General features: G+C 56.8%; 19 protein-coding genes. 12 read left to right on the forward strand and 7 right to left on the reverse strand.

From position 1 onward, the window contains the following. Positions 1-2 precede the first annotated feature (2 nt). From EXZ61_RS13430 to pdxH, 3 genes are all read right to left on the reverse strand, one after another. Entirely contained in the window at positions 3-848 is an 846-nt protein-coding gene (locus EXZ61_RS13430; protein ID WP_142812249.1) for a TatD family hydrolase, read from the reverse strand. An 8-nt stretch (positions 849-856) separates the two neighbouring features. Further along, a complete protein-coding gene (locus EXZ61_RS13435; RefSeq protein ID WP_142812250.1) occupies positions 857-2,074 on the reverse strand; it encodes an ABC transporter substrate-binding protein in 1,218 nt (405 codons plus the stop codon). Between the two features lie 105 nt (positions 2,075-2,179). Beyond that, on the reverse strand, positions 2,180-2,818 hold the full coding sequence (gene pdxH / locus EXZ61_RS13440; RefSeq protein WP_142812251.1) for a pyridoxamine 5'-phosphate oxidase: 639 nt from the start codon (positions 2,816-2,818) through the stop codon (positions 2,180-2,182). A 176-nt stretch (positions 2,819-2,994) separates the two neighbouring features. On the opposite strand from pdxH, the gene EXZ61_RS13445 reads away from it, so the two are divergent. Continuing rightward, positions 2,995-3,486, forward strand: a complete 492-nt coding sequence (locus EXZ61_RS13445; protein WP_142812252.1) for a DUF1499 domain-containing protein — start codon at positions 2,995-2,997, stop codon at positions 3,484-3,486. A gap of 41 nt (positions 3,487-3,527) precedes the next feature. Here EXZ61_RS13445 and EXZ61_RS13450 read toward each other — a convergent pair whose 3' ends face one another. The 3 genes from EXZ61_RS13450 to EXZ61_RS13460 form a co-directional block, all read right to left on the reverse strand. Beyond that, positions 3,528-3,869 (reverse strand): hypothetical protein, encoded by a 342-nt coding sequence (locus tag EXZ61_RS13450; RefSeq protein WP_142812253.1) that lies wholly within the window; start codon positions 3,867-3,869, stop codon positions 3,528-3,530. Positions 3,870-4,015: 146 nt separating this feature from the next. Next, on the reverse strand, positions 4,016-5,971 hold the full coding sequence (locus EXZ61_RS13455) for a methyl-accepting chemotaxis protein (protein WP_142812254.1): 1,956 nt from the start codon (positions 5,969-5,971) through the stop codon (positions 4,016-4,018). Between the two features lie 62 nt (positions 5,972-6,033). Next, a complete protein-coding gene (locus EXZ61_RS13460) occupies positions 6,034-6,543 on the reverse strand; it encodes a chemotaxis protein CheW (protein ID WP_142812255.1) in 510 nt (169 codons plus the stop codon). 193 nt (positions 6,544-6,736) lie between these two features. On the opposite strand from EXZ61_RS13460, the gene EXZ61_RS13465 reads away from it, so the two are divergent. After that, positions 6,737-7,474: a TetR/AcrR family transcriptional regulator gene (locus tag EXZ61_RS13465; RefSeq protein ID WP_168224764.1), complete on the forward strand. Its 738-nt coding sequence runs from the start codon at positions 6,737-6,739 to the stop codon at positions 7,472-7,474. Between the two features lie 201 nt (positions 7,475-7,675). On the opposite strand, the gene EXZ61_RS13470 is transcribed toward EXZ61_RS13465, so the two are convergent. Continuing rightward, positions 7,676-8,854 (reverse strand): galactose oxidase, encoded by a 1,179-nt coding sequence (locus tag EXZ61_RS13470; protein WP_142812257.1) that lies wholly within the window; start codon positions 8,852-8,854, stop codon positions 7,676-7,678. A gap of 133 nt (positions 8,855-8,987) precedes the next feature. Between EXZ61_RS13470 and EXZ61_RS13475 the strand changes: the two genes are divergently transcribed. The 10 genes from EXZ61_RS13475 to EXZ61_RS13520 all read left to right on the forward strand — a co-directional run bounded on the left by EXZ61_RS13475 (position 8,988) and on the right by EXZ61_RS13520 (position 18,362). Continuing rightward, positions 8,988-9,743 (forward strand): FadR/GntR family transcriptional regulator, encoded by a 756-nt coding sequence (locus EXZ61_RS13475; RefSeq protein WP_142812258.1) that lies wholly within the window; start codon positions 8,988-8,990, stop codon positions 9,741-9,743. Positions 9,744-9,745: 2 nt separating this feature from the next. Then, positions 9,746-10,750 (forward strand): ABC transporter ATP-binding protein, encoded by a 1,005-nt coding sequence (locus EXZ61_RS13480; RefSeq protein WP_142812259.1) that lies wholly within the window; start codon positions 9,746-9,748, stop codon positions 10,748-10,750. Beyond that, positions 10,747-11,742, forward strand: coding sequence for an ABC transporter ATP-binding protein (locus EXZ61_RS13485; RefSeq protein ID WP_142812260.1), 996 nt, complete (start codon positions 10,747-10,749; stop codon positions 11,740-11,742). Before EXZ61_RS13480 ends, EXZ61_RS13485 begins: the two co-directional genes overlap by 4 nt. A gap of 61 nt (positions 11,743-11,803) precedes the next feature. Continuing rightward, entirely contained in the window at positions 11,804-13,426 is a 1,623-nt protein-coding gene (locus tag EXZ61_RS13490) for an ABC transporter substrate-binding protein (protein ID WP_142812261.1), read from the forward strand. Between the two features lie 75 nt (positions 13,427-13,501). Further along, a complete protein-coding gene (locus EXZ61_RS13495) occupies positions 13,502-14,458 on the forward strand; it encodes an ABC transporter permease (protein WP_142812262.1) in 957 nt (318 codons plus the stop codon). Positions 14,459-14,464: 6 nt separating this feature from the next. Continuing rightward, positions 14,465-15,364: an oligopeptide ABC transporter permease gene (opp4C, locus tag EXZ61_RS13500; RefSeq protein ID WP_201799080.1), complete on the forward strand. Its 900-nt coding sequence runs from the start codon at positions 14,465-14,467 to the stop codon at positions 15,362-15,364. A gap of 37 nt (positions 15,365-15,401) precedes the next feature. Further along, positions 15,402-16,316 (forward strand): dihydrodipicolinate synthase family protein, encoded by a 915-nt coding sequence (locus EXZ61_RS13505; protein ID WP_142812263.1) that lies wholly within the window; start codon positions 15,402-15,404, stop codon positions 16,314-16,316. A 74-nt stretch (positions 16,317-16,390) separates the two neighbouring features. Continuing rightward, positions 16,391-16,723, forward strand: coding sequence for a phosphomannose isomerase type II C-terminal cupin domain (locus EXZ61_RS13510; RefSeq protein ID WP_342590551.1), 333 nt, complete (start codon positions 16,391-16,393; stop codon positions 16,721-16,723). A gap of 68 nt (positions 16,724-16,791) precedes the next feature. Beyond that, positions 16,792-17,481: an N-acetylmannosamine-6-phosphate 2-epimerase gene (locus EXZ61_RS13515; protein ID WP_142812265.1), complete on the forward strand. Its 690-nt coding sequence runs from the start codon at positions 16,792-16,794 to the stop codon at positions 17,479-17,481. After that, complete coding sequence (locus EXZ61_RS13520; RefSeq protein WP_168224765.1) at positions 17,478-18,362, forward strand: ROK family protein; 885 nt, start codon at positions 17,478-17,480, stop codon at positions 18,360-18,362. Before EXZ61_RS13515 ends, EXZ61_RS13520 begins: the two co-directional genes overlap by 4 nt. Positions 18,363-18,378 lie beyond the last annotated feature (16 nt).

Consider the following 18,378-nt stretch of genomic DNA (forward strand, 5'->3'; position numbering starts at 1 on the left):
ATTTATACCAGCAGCGCGCCCAGCTTGGGCAACGCTTCGCAAGCGTTGCGCGTGGTGGCAGCGGCCAAGTCTTGTAGCGGCATGCCACGCAGCTCCGCAATCACCTGCGCGATGCGGGGCAGCTCCGCCGGTGTGTTTACGCCCTGGGGCACACCCGCTGCGCGCTGCTCGGCCGTGGTGTAGAGCCAGTGGGGCGGAATGTCTGGCGCGTCCGTCTCTAGCACCAGCGCGTCTAGGGGCAGCTGGGTGGCCAAGCGGCGCAACTGCAAGGCGCGCTCGTAGGTCACCGCGCCGCCAAAGCCCAGTTTGAAGCCCAAATCGATAAATGCCTGTGCCTGCTCCAAGCTGCCGTTAAACGCATGGGCAATGCCGTGCCAGCGATAGCCGCCCTGCCCCACCTCACGCAAATGCTTCAGCAGCTTATCTGCCGAGCGGCGCACATGCACCACCACAGGCAACTGGTACTTGCGCGCTAGTTTGAGCTGTGCGCGGTAGTAGTGCTCCTGTGCTTCACGCAGTGGGCTCTGGGTCAGCTCCGGCACAAAATAGTCCAAGCCGATCTCACCCACAGCCACGAGGCGCGGGTCGCTTTGGTACTGGGCCAGTGCGGCGTCCAGCACCGCCAAGTCGCCTTCTGCAGCACGTTTGACGTACAAGGGGTGAATGCCCAGGCAATAGCTGTCGCCCTGCGCATGGGCCAACGCGCGCACCGTGGCCAGATTGGACACTTCCACCGCAGGGATGACGCAATGCACCACGCCGCTAGCACGCGTGCGCTGATGCATCGCGGCGGCCTGGGCCATGAGCTCAGGCGCGTCCAAGTGGCAGTGGGTATCAATCCACCGCATGCTGTCGCCTAGTGCGCGCTTTGCTTGCGCTGCACGATGAGGTTGCGTGATCGGTCTTCTGCATAGGCGAAGGTTACCGCACCGTTCTTGACCATGCCCATGACCAGCATGTTGCTGCTGATGGCCTCTTTATCGTCTTTGCTAAAAGGCTTTTCGTGGGTGGCTGTCACGCCGTAGTACACGCGCGGAATGTTTTCTAAGGCGGCTTTCACCGAAGGTCCGGACATGTCTCCATTGCGGATGGACAGCAAAGCGTAGGACAACAAATACACCGAGTCATAGCCTTGGGCAGCTGCCATCGGTACTGCAATTTTTTTGCTGCTGAACTTGCGCCCATACGCGCTTAAGAAAGACATCTTGCGCTCGTTGCTGGGCTCAGCAATAAAGGTTTGCGCCATCAGCGCGCCTTCTGAGGCGTCTCGTGCACCGTCAATAAACAATGGGAATGACAAAGGCCAGGCCCCCACTTGCGGCACCTTCCAGCCAATCGCCTGGCGGCTCTTGGCAATAGCGGCGGCCTCAGGGCCCACGGTGTAGCTAAAAATCACATTGGCACCTGCAGCTTGGGCGGCTTTCAGGTCAGCCTGCAGGTCGGTCACGCCCAAGTCAAATCGGCCCACATACACAGGCTTGAGGTCTTTAGCGGCCAGTGCCTTCACCACATCTTGCAAGCCTGCCTCGCCATAGCCCGTTTTGTCTGCCAGCACGGCCACCTTGGTCCAGCCCCGCGACACAATGTCGTTCACCACAAAGGGCGCTTGAATGGCATCGCGTGCCGAGTTACGGAACACATAACTCTCTGCCGCGGGGTACTTGGCGGTGATGGGGGTGCCCGTGGCACAGGGCACGATCAAGGGCGACTTGGCGTTTTGAAACACATCGAGCGACTTCATGGCCACCCCCGTGTTGCAAAACCCGATAGTGGCAATCACCTGCTCTTGCATCAGCTCTTGCGACTTTTGTAGCCCCACATCGGGGTTGGCCGTGTCATCTTTCACCACCAGCTCCACCATGCGGCCTAAGTAACCTCCAGCCGCATTGATCTCGTCCACCGCAAGCTTGGCCCCGTTGAGCATAGGCAGGCCAAAGTCAGACGAAGGCCCGGTAAACGGCCCTATCAAACCAATGCGCAAAGGCTTGGCGGCCTGCGCCCACGCACCAGTTGCAACACACCCAAGTGCCAACGCGCTCACTGCAAACACACTGCTGTACCAACGATTTTTCATACTTGCCCCAATGACTGGAGCCGCAGCTTACGGGTGCAGAACTGGCCCGATGCCCCCGGCAAACCCTTAAATCCGCCGAGCCGTCAGCAAAGCGCAAGCCTGTGCCTAAGGCGCCAAACGCTCGCGCAACCAAGTGCCGTCGGCCTCTAGCGAGTAGCGCAGGCGGTCGTGCAAGCGACTTTTGCGCCCTTGCCAGAACTGCCAGTTGTCGGGTTTCAGGCGATAGCCACCCCAGTGCGGTGGGCGTGGTGGCTGCAACAAGAATTGCGCGGCATATTTGGCGGCATTGGTCACCAACACCGTGCGCCCTGAAATCACCTCGCTTTGGGGCGATGCCCAAGCGCCTATGCGCGAGTCCAGAGGACGGCTGTGGAAATACGCGTCGCTCTCAGCATCACTTACTCTTTCCACCACGCCTTCAATACGCACCACGCGCTCCAACTCCACCCAGTGGAACTGCAGTGCTGCATAGGGGTTGCCAGCCAACTCATGCCCCTTGCGGCTCTCGTAATTGGTATACCACACGATGCCTTGCGCGTCGTAGCCCTTAATCAGCACCACGCGGGTCGAGGGGCGCAAGTTGCTCCCCACCGTGGCCACCGTCATGGCATTGGGCTCTGGCACTTCGCTGCTGATGGCCTCTTTGAGCCACTGTTCAAATTGCTGCAATGGGTCGGCGTGCGACGCGCTTTCGTCCAGTTCAGCGCGTTCGTAGCTCTTGCGAAGGTCGGAAATGTTTTTCATGCGAGAAGTATAGGCACGGCTGCACGTTTCAGGCCGCTCCGCCAGGTGCAAGCACGCTGTCGCCAATGCAACTCATTGACATAAACCAAGGAAAGATATGCGATAGCACGGTGCGATACTGCGCCCACGGGGGCGGGCACGCTCCTTAGCAATGCATAAAACAAGGAAGAAACAGTATGTTGGTCATCAAATGGATCGTGATCGTAGTTTTGGCATTGGTGCTCAGTGCCATCGCAGCGGGCCAGTTGGGTCTGCTGCAAGGCACAGCCCCCACCGATTTGGGTGTGCACCAGGGCAAGCTCAAAGGCTTGTCAGCCACCAACAACAGCGTGAGCAGCCAGGCCGACCTTTATCCAGACCACCCACAGCGCCAGTACTCCACCATTGCCCCCTTGGCACTGCGCGGCGACGGCCCTGCCACCATCGCCAAGATCAAGGCGATTGTGGAAGGCATGGAAGGCGCCAAGCTCATCAACAGCGCCCCCGACTACCTGTATGCGCAATACACCACGCCACTGATGAAGTTTGTAGACGACGTGGAGTTCTGGTTTGACCCTGCGGCCAAAGTCATCCAAGTGCGCTCTGCCTCCCGCATCGGCAAAGGCGATCGCGGCCTGAACCGCAAGCGCATAGAAGCTGTGCGCGCAGCGCTTGCGGCTATGCCTTGAGCCAATTACCTCGTCCTCGCACCAGTCGAAACAACAACGGTCTAGTTTGTGCAGCTGGGTCGCGGGTGTTCGGCGAGCGTTTTTTCAACTGAGTAGACCGCAGCAGCAAGGTTGTCAAAGACCGGGGTTTCTAGCAAGCCTTTGTGCAAGCTCGCATAGCGATCACATAGCAAGGTGTATCCGAGTACCGAGGGCTCAATCACCCAAGCAAAGGCCACCAGTTGGTGCTCGCGCACTAGGGTGGCGCCCATCTGCCTGATGGCCGAGAGCACTTCCAGCGAGGTCACCAGAGAATCGCGAATGACCAGAATTTTGGCCCAAGGCCCCTGTTTCCCAAGGTCAATGGCATGCGCCAAAGTTTGAGCACTTTGCGCGTGGTGCATTTCAAGGTTCCGACTGGCGTCCCAGCTTGCTATCAATAGACGCCCGTGAACGTGCGAGGTGTGTTGACCCCAGCCAGCCCTGCGCGATCTACCTTGCACGACAACACGTCCCGCCAAGGGACGGCCAACCAACGGTTCGCCCAAACTCACGCTGCGATCAGGTCTAGCTTACGGTCCAGCTTCAATGTATTGATGAGGCTGGTGACCCGCTCTGCCTGCTGCTTCAAACTTTCAGCGGCGGCGGCGCTTTCTTCGACCAAGGCTGCGTTCTCTTGCGTAGCTTGGTCAATGTGACCAACCGCTTGGTTGACTTGCTGCACCGCCAGGGTTTGTTCCACGGTCGCGGTGCTGATCCCCTGAATGAGGCTATTGACCCGCTTGATGGATTGCATAAGGTTTTGCATCGCATCGCCCGATTCGTTGGCAATGGTGAACCCTTGCTGGACGCGCTCAACACTGGAATTGATCAAGGTCTTGATGTCCTTCGCGGCCGATGCAGACTGGCTTGCCAAATTGCGCACCTCTGTGGCCACCACAGAAAAACCACGCCCATGGTCGCCTGCACGGGCGGCCTCTACGGCTGCGTTGAGCGCCAGAATATTGGTCTGAAACGCAATGTTGTCGATCACGGCAATGATTTCCGAGATTTGCTGACTGCTTTGGTTGATGTCCGTCATAGCGGCAATGACTCCATTGACCAATGCGCCGCCATGCACCGCCTCAGACTGTGCTGAATGGGCCAATGCGTTGGCTTGGCGCGTGCTTTCTGCGGTTTGCTGCAAGGTGCCGGTCAGTTGCTCTACGCTGGCAGCGGTCTGCTGCAAATTGCTTGCGGTACGCTCGGTGCGTCCACTCAAGTCCGCACTCCCCACTGCCACTTCGGAGCTCGCTATGTAGATGTTGTCGCTGCTCTCTCGGACGTAAGCGAACAAAGAGTTCAAGTCCATACGCATGCGTTCCACGCAGCCCATGAGGGCACCGATTTCGTCCTTTCGGTCGCTGTACGCAGATTGGCTCAAGTCGCCTTCGGACACCCGATTGATGACCGTGCTGAGCTCTTGCAAGGGGCGTGACACCAAGTGCCGTGTCATTAAGAACAAGCCCAGCCCCAACGAAAGCGCAGCGCCACCCAGCATCAACCACACCGGCACAATGGCGGCCCAATGGGCAGCCATCGCCTCACGATCGGACACCTCGGCAACCACCCACCAACCCGTGGCTGTGCTCTTGCGCACCACAGCCCAGTGGTCATCGCCCTTGGTTGCAAAAACATTGGCACTTGGGGTTGCCGTGCTTTCAGATGCATTGCCCATCGTCTCCAGTTGTTGAGCCAAACCCGGGTAGGCTTCTAGGACTTTTTTCCCTTGCTGGCGGGGGTGAAAAACAAACTGTGCATCGCCCCAGCCTTTTTTGGGGTCGATCACGTACAAGCCACCAGACCCATAGAGATGCACCTCGTTCACCATTTTCTCTAGCGCACCTTGAAAGGCCGTCAAGTCGTAGCCGATGAACAAAGCGCCCACGATATGGCCTGCTTCATCTTTGACGGGTTCATAGCGCGTCAAGTAGTACTTACCAAACAGCAGCGCTCGGCCCACAAAGGGCTGCCCGGCGCTCAGTGCGGCATAGGCAGCGCCTGATTTGTCCAACACAGTGCCCATGGCACGTTCGCCATTCTCTTTTTTGAGCGATGTGGTGATGCGCAGAAAGTCGTCCCCCTTCTTGGCGAACACAGTCCCTACGGAGCCTGTCGTCTTGAACAAGTTATCGACAGCGGTGAAGTCACCATTGAGCGTGACGCCGGCACTTTTGAGCTCGGTTTGGGCTTCATTCAACGTCAGGGTGACTGCAAACTCTGCACGAAAAGCCTTGAAAGTGCGGTCCAGCAGACTGCGAGACGCCAGATCGAATGAGTCTATGGTGGCCACCAGGGCGCCTGCTTTATCCCCTGCATCCTGCACGCGATCAACGCGGGCGGTGCCCGTTTGGATCACAGTCATCCAAGTACAAATGGCCAATAGAACCACAGCGATACCCGTGCTGCCCAGCACGGATATTCGCGTGGCGACAGACGCGTTAGAGAGAGAAAATTTGGTTTTCATGAATTAAAGAAATCGAATAGCGGGTAATAAACAAAGTGCCGCAGAGGAACCCTGAGCGGGGCTTACTGCAAGGTGGCGTTTGGCATCAAGCGATCCCCATCCAGCAGAACGACAAGGCGCTGGTGAAGTTCGGTGAGGCCCAAAATGTGAGGCGAGGTGCTCGCGTGCACGCCCTGCGGCGGGCTCTGGATGGCGTGGGGCTGGATCGTGACCACCTCATCTACGGCATCCACCACGAGGCCCACCGTGCCGCGCTGTAGCTTGGCAACCACGACCACCGAATGGGTACCCAAAACGGTAGGCTGGTGTCCCAACACGCGGTGCAGATCAAACAGCGGGACGATGCAGCCTCGCAAGTTCACCACGCCAAAGCAGTCGAGCGATGCGCTAAACAGGCGGGTCGGCTGCGTGTAACGGCGAATCTCCTGAACGCAGCGCAAATCCAAGCCATAGCGCTCTGTTCCGCAGCTAAAGATCAACATATCACGGGAAGCAGCCGGCGACCGCCCGCCATCGAAAACGCGGGGCAACTGGGCTGCATGCAGCGGCGTGACAAGAGAGGTAGAGAGCATGGATGGCAAAGACTATTGAGTACTGTAAGCTTAATTGTACGCTTATTAAGCGTATTAGTAATCTACGTATAATCTTAACCACACGATTTAGGGGTGTATGTACGCTTAATTTGCGTACAACTACAATTAACCGGAAAATGTGCGACAGAACCACCGCCAGAGCAAAAGCCTCTAGCCACCCATGACAGACCCCATGCCCCCAAGTGAAACCAGCAACACCCAAGCCCCCCAGCCAGTGGTGAAGCAGACACGGCGCCGAAGCGCCAATGACAAGAATGAGTTCAAGGAAGAACTCATTGAAATTGCCAAGGGAATACTGACCCGCGACGGCGCAGACGCCGTGACCTTGCGAGGCATTTCAGATGCTGCGGGCATCTCGCCCATGGCGATCTACCGTTACTTCCCCAGCAAAGGCATCCTGGCAAGCCACTTGCGCGACTACATCCTGTTGGCTTGCCATACAGGCTGCGTAGAGCTTGCGCAGCGCCACCGCTCACCGTATGCCAAGATCGCCGCGTACGTGGAAGCCTATTTGGACTACTGGATAGCCCACCAAGACCATTTCCGGTTTGTGTACTTAGAGCCAGGCCTAGAGCCCGACTCAGAAATGAAGCGCACATTCTGGTCCCACGCCAGAGCCCCAGAAGCCATGTGGACCTACATGAGCGAACTGCTCCACGCTTGCTGGAAGCTTGATAAAGCCGAAGTTCAAGACACCGAAGCCGTCATGCTGCAAATGGCTGCCTTACAAACTGGGCTGCTGCACTACAGCATCGTCAACGGCAACAGCCCATTGGCAAAAATCGCAACCATGCGCGCGCACTCCGTCCTACAAGTCGTAGATCTGGTGCGCCGGGCTCCTGTGTGGACCAAGGTCAAACTACCACGCAAGCCAGTTCAAGGCGAAGCACACAACCCCAAAGGCAGGTAACACCCGGCAACATGAGGTGGGTGTGCGGTACGCGCAGCGTTTTCGCCCAAGGGCGGCTGCCGCAATCGGCAGGACGTTGTCAGCCAAAAGCCAGCCCACACCTACCGGCAGAAACAGGGCACTCCGCCGGCTTACCCAGTCCCCGCCAAACAGACCTGGCTGAACCTTGCCGTTCGGTCTTTCTTGCAGCCTTAACTGCCACTACTTGCTGCATAGTTGCGGCTTACCTGCCCAAATTTTCGGAGTCCGTTTGCCCGGCGATACCTCTCCAGAAACCAATAGCAGTTCGTCACGCCACTGAACCGGTTGCGATGTAACTGGGGCCGCGCTAGGAAGAAAGCCACACTGAGACCACGTGCCTGTGAGGCCATCGAAAACTTGTATTTGCTGATTAAAGCCAGTGTGATGGTCGTGCAAAAAGGTCATTGCCGTATTGGCGTGTACCCAGCCTGCGCTCCCCTCCTGCGCTAGCTTGCGTTCTGCGTCTAGCCTACGATACTCACGCGCGCGCGCCTCGTTGCCATCGCCACCCACAACAACAAAGAATCTGCCTTGAACGGCAAAGGCCATACCTGCCATGGCCCCCAAGGGCATGTCTGGCAATACCGTCCATGCCCTGGTCTTGGGTTCGTAGGCATACGCGTCGCGAAGAATGACATCAGCGTCTGGCTTTAAAGAACGGCCACTTGCAATGAGGAATCTATCGCCGACGCCTGACGTTAACGCAGCTGATCGTGCATCACCGGGACACGTGCCCAGTCGAGACCAACCCTCGGCAATCGAGTCTAGGTTCAGGCTATAGACATCTTGGCCATTTTGCAAAAACACACTGCGCCCTAGCAGGCAAGCACTTGGGCTGCTCATCGCATAGGGGAGGCTTGGGTAGTCCTGGAAGCTCAATGTTTCCAAATGCCCATCAAAACGCATGAGGCAGACATCCGCAGAAGGCTGCACCTTCTCACACAGCGAACCATTGGCACTTTCAAAGCCTTCGCCCCCCAGAACCAGGACGCCTTCGGGCAAGCTGATCGTCGCAGCATAGGCCAGGGCTTTTGGCAGTTTCATTGGCTTCGCTGACCAAACGTTGCTTGTCAAGTTCAGTGCAAACGCTTCATCCCAGTACACCTTGCCAAGGTTGTTGGGGCGCGTCACGGTTAAACCCGGTTCAGGGAAGTTTGCACCGCCGCCAACCAAGAGCCAGTCGTTGTGAACTCCGCTGATAGCGCCCCCCAATCCGATCTGGTGCCACTCTGGCGCACCCACAGGGATCGCGGGCGACCAGCACCTTTGATTAGGAGGAATGGCGGGCAACTCCCGCCACTTAAAGCTTAGGCAGTCTGTCGGACTTTGAGACGGGTTAGCCACAAGGGGGGTGTTCATACGTGTTGATTCGCTTTCAAAGAGTTGCATTGCCAGTCGGCCCATAAAAATTCATCGATGCGTGTTGCAAACACCGGATATCCTACAGTAAGATATCCGATATCTAATAATTCAGCATATCCAGGAGACATCCATGTCAATCGTTATGGAAAAGCTTGTGAGGGGGCCCCTACTCAAGCAGGCTATTCAAGACCAGGTCAAGCAACTCATCATGGACCGCAAGCTTGGCCCCGGCGATTTGTTGCCGCCTGAAGGCCAACTGGCCGATGATTTGGGAGTCAGTCGGGGCTCGGTACGAGAAGCCATAAAGGCATTGGAGTCGCTAGGCATTGTGGAAACACGCCACGGCAATGGTGTGCGTGTCCGGGAATTCAACTTCGACTCGGTTCTCGACTTCCTTTCATATGGCTTGCTCTTTCAACCTGCGCGGGCCGCAGAAATACTGCAAATTCGCGAATGGCTTGAAGCATCCGCCGTAGCGCAAGCCGCTGCAGTCATCACCGATCAAGAACTTGACGCAATCGAGGTGTTGCTGGATGCCTGGGCGCTTAAGGCCGCTGCGGGTGAGCCGACCGCACAAGAGGATCGCGCCTTTCACCGCATGTTGTATGCGACCTTGGGAAATGACTCACTTCTAAGGCTCATCGATGTGTTTTGGGTGGTCTACAACGCTTTACCTGCCAAGTCCATTGGTGAAGATGCAGATCCAATGGGAACAGTCCAAGCACACCGCGACTTATTGAGTGCCATGCGCAGACGGGAACCACTGCTCGCCCAGCAACAAATGCGCGAGCACTTTCACAACATCGAGCGCCGCTTCGGCAAAGCACTGGAGACCGGCCCAGTCGCTACGGCAACGGAACACCCCATCGACCCATCAGGCACTTGACCATGCAAGCTCTTCTTGATGTCAACAACTTGGTCACCCGCTTTTACTCGGATGGCCAAACGATCCACGCCGTAAACGGCGTCTCGTTCACCTTAAACCCGGGCGAGTCAATGGCCATAGTGGGCGAAAGTGGTTCCGGCAAATCGGTGAGCGTCATGTCCGTGATGCGTCTGATCCGCTTCCCTCCAGGCCGTATCGAGGGTGGGAAAGCCTTGTTTGAGGGGCAGGACTTACTTGCGCTGCCAGAGCACGAGATGCGAAAAATACGAGGCAAACGCATTGCCATGATTTTTCAAGATCCGATGACTTCACTCAACCCGGTGTTGTCTGTCGGAGTGCAAATGACCGAGGCAATCAAACTCCACCTGGCGCTTGGCAACAAAGCTGCACGGGAACTCGCCATTGAAATGCTTGGCTTGGTCGGTCTTCCCCGTCCGCAGGAGCGCATAGACAACTTTCCACACCAATTCTCAGGCGGACAACGTCAGCGAATCATGATTGCCATGGCGCTCGCATGCAAACCCAGTTTGCTGATTGCTGACGAACCCACAACAGCCCTTGATGTCACGATTCAGGCGCAAATTGTTGATCTGATTCGCACCTTACAAAAACAGTTGGGCATGGCTGCTATTTGGATCAGCCACAACCTTGCCTTGGTAGCTGGCGTCGTCGACAAAGTCGCCGTGATGTATGGTGGGCACATCGTCGAACAAGCCCCTGTTGACGCGCTGTTTGAGCACCCGCTCCACCCCTACACAAGGGGTTTGCTCAATGCCATTCCCAAGCTCTCAGGTCAAGGCCAGGGCCGTCTGCAGTCCATTGAGGGCATGCCGCCAGACTTGCGTCGCGAGCCAAGTTCTTGCCCCTTTGCACCACGTTGCGCTTATGCAATGGAGAAGTGCAGCAATTCTCTTCCTCTCCTGTCTGAAATCATCCCCGGCAGAAGCGTACGTTGCTGGCGTTCCGACGAGTTCTTGACTACCCCGATGCCTGGAGTCGCGACATGACATACGCACAAAGTACCGAAAAACTTCTAGAGGTCCAAGACCTCAAGGTGCACTTTCCCATCTACAAGGGCATGCTCAGGAAGCAAGTCGGCGCAGTCAAAGCCGTCGACGGCGTTTCTTTTGACCTGCGCCGGGGCGAAACCTTGGGTTTAGTGGGCGAAAGTGGTTGCGGAAAATCAACCACCGGCTTAGCCATTTTGCGTCTGCTTGAGGCCACGTCAGGAAAGGTTCTTTTCCAGAATCACGACCTTTTGGACGTCAACCCCAAAGCCATGCGCAAGCTTCGTCAAAACATGCAAATGGTGTTTCAGGATCCCTATTCCTCCTTGAACCCCCGCATGACAGTGGGCAGCATCATCATCGAGCCACTCAACGTGCACCGCATGGGTACCGCACCCGAGAGGAGGGAGCGCACGCAGGAGTTGATGCAACTGGTGGGACTCAACCCCTCTTTCATTAACCGTTACCCCCACGAGTTTTCCGGAGGACAACGCCAGCGCATCGGCCTCGCTCGGGCACTGGCTACGAATCCGGCCCTTATCGTGGCTGACGAACCCATTTCCGCGCTGGATGTTTCGATTCAGGCCCAGGTTGTGAACCTCATGGCTGACCTGCGTGCGCAACTGGGCCTAACCTACCTCATGGTCTCGCATGATCTCTCAATGGTTCGCTACATCAGTGACCGGGTAGCAGTCATGTATGCCGGTCAGATCGTCGAGATGGGTGAGCGTGACTCGGTGTTTGACAGCCCCCGGCACCCCTACACCATCGCGCTGCTGTCGGCCATTCCGTCGCCCAACCCTAAGACTGAAAGAACGCGCCAACGCATCACCTTGCAAGGTGATGTGCCGAACCCAGCCAACCACCCAGTAGGTTGCCGCTTTGCACCACGTTGCTGGCGGGCCACCGAGCTTTGCCGAGAAACGGCCCCCGTGCTTCGCGACCTCAATGCGCTAGGTCCACAGCACCAAGCTGCCTGCCACCACGCCTAGACCCACCAGTTCCCCCTCGCTTTTTGGCAAAAAAGCATCCATTACTAAAAGGAGATACGCCATGTCAGTTCGTCATTCACTTCTAGCAACAGCCAACGCTGTCTTATTAGCCACATTGATGGCAGCGCCGCTCGGTGCTTCTGCCCAAAGTTCGGAAGTTACCTCGGGGGTCATTCGGCAGGCCTTCCGAACCGGGTGCATGGCCGGCCCTCTATGGACGACCTGTGGACGCCGCCTAGACGAAACGGTTTTACAGGGACTTGCGCATGTGAACTGGACTGGCAATGGCGTCAAGGCCTTGTTGGCAGAGTCGTGGTCGACGCCAGACAACGGAAAAACTTGGATTTTCAAGCTGCGCAAGGGCGTCAAGTGGCACGATGGGAAACCATTTACCGCGGATGACGTGGTGTTCTCCCTCAACACCTATGCCGACCCAGCAATTGCCTCTCCGTATGCGGCCAAGCTGCTGGATATCAAGGGGTATCAAGAGTTTCGTGACGGCAAAGCATCCTCACTCGCGGGGGTCACGAAAGTAGACCCACTGACGGTCAAGGTGGAGTTGGTGGGTGTGCGTCCACTGTGGGTTGAGTTGCAGCAAATATCGATTTCTATGCTTCCCAAGCATTTGCTGGCTGCGATCAAACCCTCCGAGCTGCAGCAAGCCAGCTACTGGACACAAAACCGCGTGGGGACAGGCCCCTTCAAGTGGACGAAGTACGTCCCAGACCAATACATCGAAGTTGCGCGTAACGATGGGTATTTCTTGGGTAAGCCCAAAGCCGACCGAATCATCTATCGCATATTTGCTGACATTCCATCCATCGTTAATGCGCTCAGCACCAACGAAATCGACGTGATGTCGTATGAAGGCGGAGGAGTTCCAGTGAGCGATATCGAGCGTGTTCAGAAAGTGGCAACGCTCAACGTATTCCCCAATATGGACGCGGGCTTGCCCACCTACCTCCAGTTCAACCACGCCCAAGAGTATTTGAAGGATGTGCGGGTCCGCCAAGCCATGGTGTACGCCATAGACCGCGAAAAGATCATTGCCACGGTGAAAAAAGGCACCGGAAAGATATCCAACACGATGTTCCCGGCAGCTTGGGCTCAGTCACCTGCTTTGAACCCGTACAAGTACGACCCAGCAAAAGCCAAGCAATTGCTGGCAGCCGCCGGATGGGACAGCAGCCGCAAGATCGATTTCATTTATTACTACGCGGACCAGGTCAACAAGGACACCGTCACCGCCATCCAGGCCTACCTGGCTGCGGTGGGTATCAATATCGTTCCTCGCTTGCTCAACCCTGCCGAGATCCAAACAGTCTACAAAGACGGATCCTTTGAAATGGGCTATTTCGCCAACGGCCAAGGCCTAGATCCATCGTTAGGTGCTTTCACGAGCCGCTGCGGCACTCAACTCGCATTTACCTACTGCAACAAACGGATCGACGAGCTCTACGACCTTGCGCTCAGCGAATCCTCTCGGGAAAAGCGTGCACCGCACTACCGCGAAATTTCCAAGATCCTCAACGAAGACATGTTCCGCGGTTGGCTTTGGTATGAAGTACGGCCGATGGCGTTTAACAAGCGCATCGTGGGTGCATCCGAGCACTATGCCCAAATGCCCAACTTGATCTTTGACGTACCTGTCTACAACGAAGTTGAGAAGTGGGAAGCCAAGTAACCCTGGATCTCAGCCATTTGGAAGGGGCAGCACACATTGCCTCTCCAACTGGCCACCACTTGCAGAAATCACACTATGTTCACCTACATCCTGCGCCGCTTGTTGATCAGTATTCCCATCCTGTTCGGCATTACGGTGATCGTGTTTTTTATAGCATCCAAGATGCCCGGCGACGCTGTGCTGGCGATGATATCCAACGAAACCCCACAAGCCGAAGACCTCATCAAGTTGCGCCGCGGACAACTGGGGCTGGATGTGCCCGTCTATGAGCAATATGGTCGATGGGTTGGGCAGCTTCTGCAAGGCAAGCTGGGCTACTCTTTTCAGAGCGGAGAGTCTGTCATCGACATCATCTCAGCACGGCTTCCCGCGACCCTGCAGTTGATGGGTGTGGCCTTGTTCATTGCGATCGTTTTAGGCGTTACGCTTGGCGTGATTTCCGCCTTGAAACAGTATTCGTGGCTGGACTACTCACTCACCTTTGTCGGTTTTGCAGGCATATCGATTCCAGAGTTTTTCCTGGGAATGGTGCTGGTATACGGTTTTGCGCTGCAACTGCAGATCCTCCCAACCTCCGGCATGGTGACTGCAGGGACTGAATACTCGTTAATCGACAACCTGCGCCACCTGGTCCTGCCTGCCCTCGCCTTGGGGATAGCGCGCACAGCCACGTTCATGCGCTATACACGCGCCAGTGTGCTGGAAGTGATGAACAACGACTACGTGCGCACTGCACGTGCCAAAGGACTCAATAGCTTCCGAGTCACCACACGGCACATCTTGCGCAACGCCTTGATCCCCGTCGTCACTGTGGTGGGGCTGTCTCTGCCCGTGCTCTTTGGTGGCTCCGTCATTATTGAAATGATCTTCCAATGGCCAGGAATTGGCCTCATGTTTATCAATGCGGTCACGGGCCGCGATTCACCGGTGATCATGGGCTACGTGCTCATGTCGGCCTCCATCGTATTGGCCAGCAACCTCCTGACAGACATTGCCTATGGTTGGCTAGACCCCCGTATCCGTTACGACTAAAAACCCATGACAACTACCACTCTACCCACTGTGGCGACGTCGTTGCCAACCGTTCAAGGCGAGAGCCTTATGCGCAAAGCACGCAAGCGCTTTATGCGCCACCGACTGGCTCTACTCGGTTTGGTGATTTTGACCTTGATGCTCGCGGCGGCAGTTTTCGCGCCATTGATTGAACGCTACCCACCCAATGACCTCAACTTGGAAGCCATGGGCCAAGCGCCGAGTGCGGCGCATTGGCTTGGCACCGACACCACAGGCCGAGATGTCTGGTCACGGGTGATACACGCCAGCCAAGTTTCCATGTCGGTGGGCTTGGTTGCCGTGTCCCTCTCCACGCTGATCGGTGTTTTGATCGGCAGTGTTTCCGGGTATGCCAGCGGAAGAACCGACTTGCTTCTCATGCGGATGACAGACATGGTGATGGCCTTTCCTTCCATGGTCATCATCATCACTGTGGCTGCCGCCCTGGGTCCGAGCATTTACAACACCATGTTGGTGATTGGGATGCTGACTTGGCCGGGTGTAGCGCGTCTGGTACGTGGCCAGATGCTGTCCTTTAGAGAGCAGCAGTTTGTGCTGGCAGCGCGCTCTATCGGCGTGCCCCCCATTCAAATCATGTATCGGCACTTGCTGCCCAACGTCGTCGGTACGGTGACCGTCGCAGCAACGTTTGGCATGGCCAATGCCATTTTGCAAGAGGCCGCCCTGTCATTTCTAGGACTTGGCGTGCAGGCCCCTACACCCAGCTGGGGAAACATGTTGCGTGACGCACAGACGCTATCCATCCTCGAAGGCATGCCATGGCTTTGGATCGTCCCCGGTCTGATGATTGCCCTGGCGGTGCTGAGCATCAACTTCATTGGTGACGGACTGCGCGATGCGTTGGACCCGCGCTCCGTTCTTTAAACCACTACCTAACCACACACATTAACTGGAGAAACCTATGTCTGAAAAATTTTGGATGACCGGCCTGGTGCCCGCCACCTTTACCCCTATGCACCAAGACGGAAGTCTGAACTTGGCGCAAACCGCACCCATCGTCGAACGCTTGGTTAAGCACAAAATCCAATCTATTTTTGTTTGCGGCACAACAGGAGAGGGCTCTTCTTTGTCCACTGCAGAACGTAAAGCTACGCTGGAAGCCTACGTCACGGCGTCCAAAGGTCGCATTGCTGCAGTGGCGCATGTGGGACACACCGCGCTGGCAGATGCTTGTGACTTGGCGGCTCACGCGCAAAGCATTGGCGCTGCAGCGGTGTCTGCTCTGCCTCCGTTCTACATGCGGCCAGCCAACGTTTCAGAGCTGGTCGACAACATGGCAGCAATCGCGGCGGCGGCACCCAAATTGCCCTTCTACTACTACCACATCCCCGGCCTATCCGGAGTGACGCTAGACATGGTGGAGTTCCTGAAACAAGCAGGCACTCGCATTCCAAATCTAGCCGGCATCAAATACACGGCACCGACCCTGTATGAGTTTCAGTCGTGTGCAGCGTTGGAGGGCGGCCGCTACAACATGGTTTTTGGGGTGGATGAAATGCTGTTAAGTGGCATTGCCTCTGGCGCGGTCGGCGCGGTCGGCAGCACCTACAACCTAGCTCCGGCGCTATATCACCAAATTCAAGCTGCTTTTGCACAAGGGGATCATGCCCAAGCACAGCGACTCCAATTGCTATCTGCGCACATGGTTGAAGCGGTCAAAAAGTTCCGCCCTCTGCCAGCGTTGAAGTCCATGATGAAGTTGACGGGCATTGACTGTGGGCCTACGCGGCTGCCCTTGGTGGCGATGCGCGATGCCGAGTTCAATGCGTTGTCGAAAAATCTAGACGCGCTGGGCTTTCCCCAATGGATGGCCTAACCCCCTCTACGATCAACTGCTCCATGCGCATAGCAAATGAAACTCCTTTGCCCGTTGGGGAGGGAGCGTCACGCATGCATAGGCCATGGGGTTGGTATGAGACGGTATCCGAGCGGACAACCAATAAAGTCAAACGGATTCTGGTGCACCCCGGGCAAAAGCTAAGCTTGCAAAAGCACCACCAACGTGCAGAGCACTGGGTCGTAGTGGACGGCCAAGCACGGGTCACCGTGGGGTCACACGCATGGGATCTTCGTGTTGGCCAGCATATTGACATCCCACTCGGCGAAGTTCACCGGCTGGAGAACGTGACTGATATGCCGCTCGAGATCATCGAGGTTCAGCTGGGGCAGTACCTTGGTGAAGATGACATCGTCAGACTGCAAGACGACTACGGGCGAGCCTGACCCACCACACCTATGTCTGAACAAACGCGGGGGGCGGCGATCGTCCCTCTAGCCAAATCCAATGGATCATGATGCTGAATTCGACCGTACTGAAACAAATTGAAAGCGGCCTTGTCGTGTCCTGTCAGTCCCTTCCTGGCAGTGCCATGGACCGCACCGACATCGTCGTGGCGATGGCCCAGGCAGCAGTTGCAGGTGGTGCTTGCGCTCTTCGCGTTGAGGGCGTGGACAATGTGCGCGCCGTTACCGCAGTGGTGACAGTCCCTGTCATTGGTATTGTTAAAAGGGACCTCACGGACTCCCCTGTGCGGATCACCCCTTGGATTCAAGATGTGCTGGACCTAGGCGGCGCGGGTGCAGCAATCATCGCCTTCGACGCCACCTTGCGCACGAGGCCAGAGAGCTGCAGTCGGCTATTGGGGGCTTGCCGTACAGCTGGATGCATTGCAATGGCGGACTGCGCCACCGAGGCGGACGCTGTGTCGGCCTGGAGCTTGGGGTGCGACTTGATCGGAACAACCCTGTCGGGTTACACCGCAGAGACAGCAACCGACTCCGATAACCCAGACTTTGCGCTGATTGCACGTTTGGCAAAACTGGGCTGCCGCGTCGTCGCCGAGGGACGCATTCGCACACCCCAGCAGGCTGCCTTGGCTATGCGCCAAGGCGCTTTCTGTGTGACCGTGGGATCAGCGATTACTCGGATTGAGCACATCACCGAATGGTTTACCCATGCCATTTCAAAGGAGCACTTGTGATCCTAGCCATTGACATTGGCGGAACCAAAATTGCTGCCGCCCATGTAGTCAACGGAGCGTGTATAGACCGTCGACAGCTACCGATGCCAGACACGGAGGCCGAATTCCTGCAAACCATTGCACGCCTGGCAACCGGCCGACCGCTCCCTAGCGGCATTGCAGTGGCTGTGACTGGCTATGTGAACGGAGACAGGGTTCAGTCCTTCAATCACAAGACCATCTCGTTTTGGGATGGCTTCCCATTGATACCACGTCTGGCACAGCTACTGGGAGCGCCGGTCGTAGCCATCAACGACGCGCAGGCCGCTGCGTGGGGAGAATACTGTCTACGCAAGGCATCGTGCCAAGATCTACTCTTCATGACCCTTTCTACCGGTGTGGGCGGGGGCTTGGTTTTAGGAGGGACCCTGCGTGAAGGCTCCCATGGCCTAGCCGGTCACATCGGGCATGTTGCAATCGATGTGCCTCCCATCGATGCCCCCAGCATGTGTGGGTGTGGACGCTTGGGCTGTTTGGAAGCCATTGCGTCGGGTACGGCCTTGGCACGACAAGCCAGTCATCGATTCGGTCGCAGCATGACCAGCAGCGAATTGCTAGACAGTGCCCGTGGCGGAGATGCCCTTGCGTTGGACATCGTGCAACGGGCCTCCCATGCAGTTGCCAGTGCAATTGCCAGCGCGCATGCGCAGTTGGACCTTCAAGTGCTTGTATTGGGTGGGAGTGTGGGGCTCGCCCCGAACATGCTCAACTGGATTGAGTCGGCATTGCATCGATATCCAGCGGTGTACCACGTGCGTGTTGAGCGGGCCACGCTGGGCGCCGATGCTGGAATGCTAGGAGCTGCCGCATGGTTCCAAGATCAGCGAGGCGGCGACTATTGATCGCGCAGCCCCTGCC

This window comes from Rhodoferax aquaticus, from assembly GCF_006974105.1.
Classification (GTDB): domain Bacteria; phylum Pseudomonadota; class Gammaproteobacteria; order Burkholderiales; family Burkholderiaceae_C; genus Allorhodoferax; species Allorhodoferax aquaticus_A.

Bases quoted from the DNA above. Each gene is read 5' to 3' on its own strand.
- EXZ61_RS13430 (WP_142812249.1), bottom strand. From the start codon at position 848: ATGCGGTGGATTGATACCCACTGCCACTTGGACGCGCCTGAGCTCATG.
- EXZ61_RS13435 (WP_142812250.1), bottom strand. From the start codon at position 2,074: ATGAAAAATCGTTGGTACAGCAGTGTGTTTGCAGTGAGCGCGTTGGCA.
- pdxH (WP_142812251.1), bottom strand. From the start codon at position 2,818: ATGAAAAACATTTCCGACCTTCGCAAGAGCTACGAACGCGCTGAACTG.
- EXZ61_RS13445 (WP_142812252.1), top strand. From the start codon at position 2,995: ATGTTGGTCATCAAATGGATCGTGATCGTAGTTTTGGCATTGGTGCTC.
- EXZ61_RS13450 (WP_142812253.1), bottom strand. From the start codon at position 3,869: ATGCACCACGCGCAAAGTGCTCAAACTTTGGCGCATGCCATTGACCTT.
- EXZ61_RS13455 (WP_142812254.1), bottom strand. From the start codon at position 5,971: ATGAAAACCAAATTTTCTCTCTCTAACGCGTCTGTCGCCACGCGAATA.
- EXZ61_RS13460 (WP_142812255.1), bottom strand. From the start codon at position 6,543: ATGCTCTCTACCTCTCTTGTCACGCCGCTGCATGCAGCCCAGTTGCCC.
- EXZ61_RS13465 (WP_168224764.1), top strand. From the start codon at position 6,737: ATGCCCCCAAGTGAAACCAGCAACACCCAAGCCCCCCAGCCAGTGGTG.
- EXZ61_RS13470 (WP_142812257.1), bottom strand. From the start codon at position 8,854: ATGAACACCCCCCTTGTGGCTAACCCGTCTCAAAGTCCGACAGACTGC.
- EXZ61_RS13475 (WP_142812258.1), top strand. From the start codon at position 8,988: ATGTCAATCGTTATGGAAAAGCTTGTGAGGGGGCCCCTACTCAAGCAG.
- EXZ61_RS13480 (WP_142812259.1), top strand. From the start codon at position 9,746: ATGCAAGCTCTTCTTGATGTCAACAACTTGGTCACCCGCTTTTACTCG.
- EXZ61_RS13485 (WP_142812260.1), top strand. From the start codon at position 10,747: ATGACATACGCACAAAGTACCGAAAAACTTCTAGAGGTCCAAGACCTC.
- EXZ61_RS13490 (WP_142812261.1), top strand. From the start codon at position 11,804: ATGTCAGTTCGTCATTCACTTCTAGCAACAGCCAACGCTGTCTTATTA.
- EXZ61_RS13495 (WP_142812262.1), top strand. From the start codon at position 13,502: ATGTTCACCTACATCCTGCGCCGCTTGTTGATCAGTATTCCCATCCTG.
- opp4C (WP_201799080.1), top strand. From the start codon at position 14,465: ATGACAACTACCACTCTACCCACTGTGGCGACGTCGTTGCCAACCGTT.
- EXZ61_RS13505 (WP_142812263.1), top strand. From the start codon at position 15,402: ATGTCTGAAAAATTTTGGATGACCGGCCTGGTGCCCGCCACCTTTACC.
- EXZ61_RS13510 (WP_342590551.1), top strand. From the start codon at position 16,391: ATGCATAGGCCATGGGGTTGGTATGAGACGGTATCCGAGCGGACAACC.
- EXZ61_RS13515 (WP_142812265.1), top strand. From the start codon at position 16,792: ATGATGCTGAATTCGACCGTACTGAAACAAATTGAAAGCGGCCTTGTC.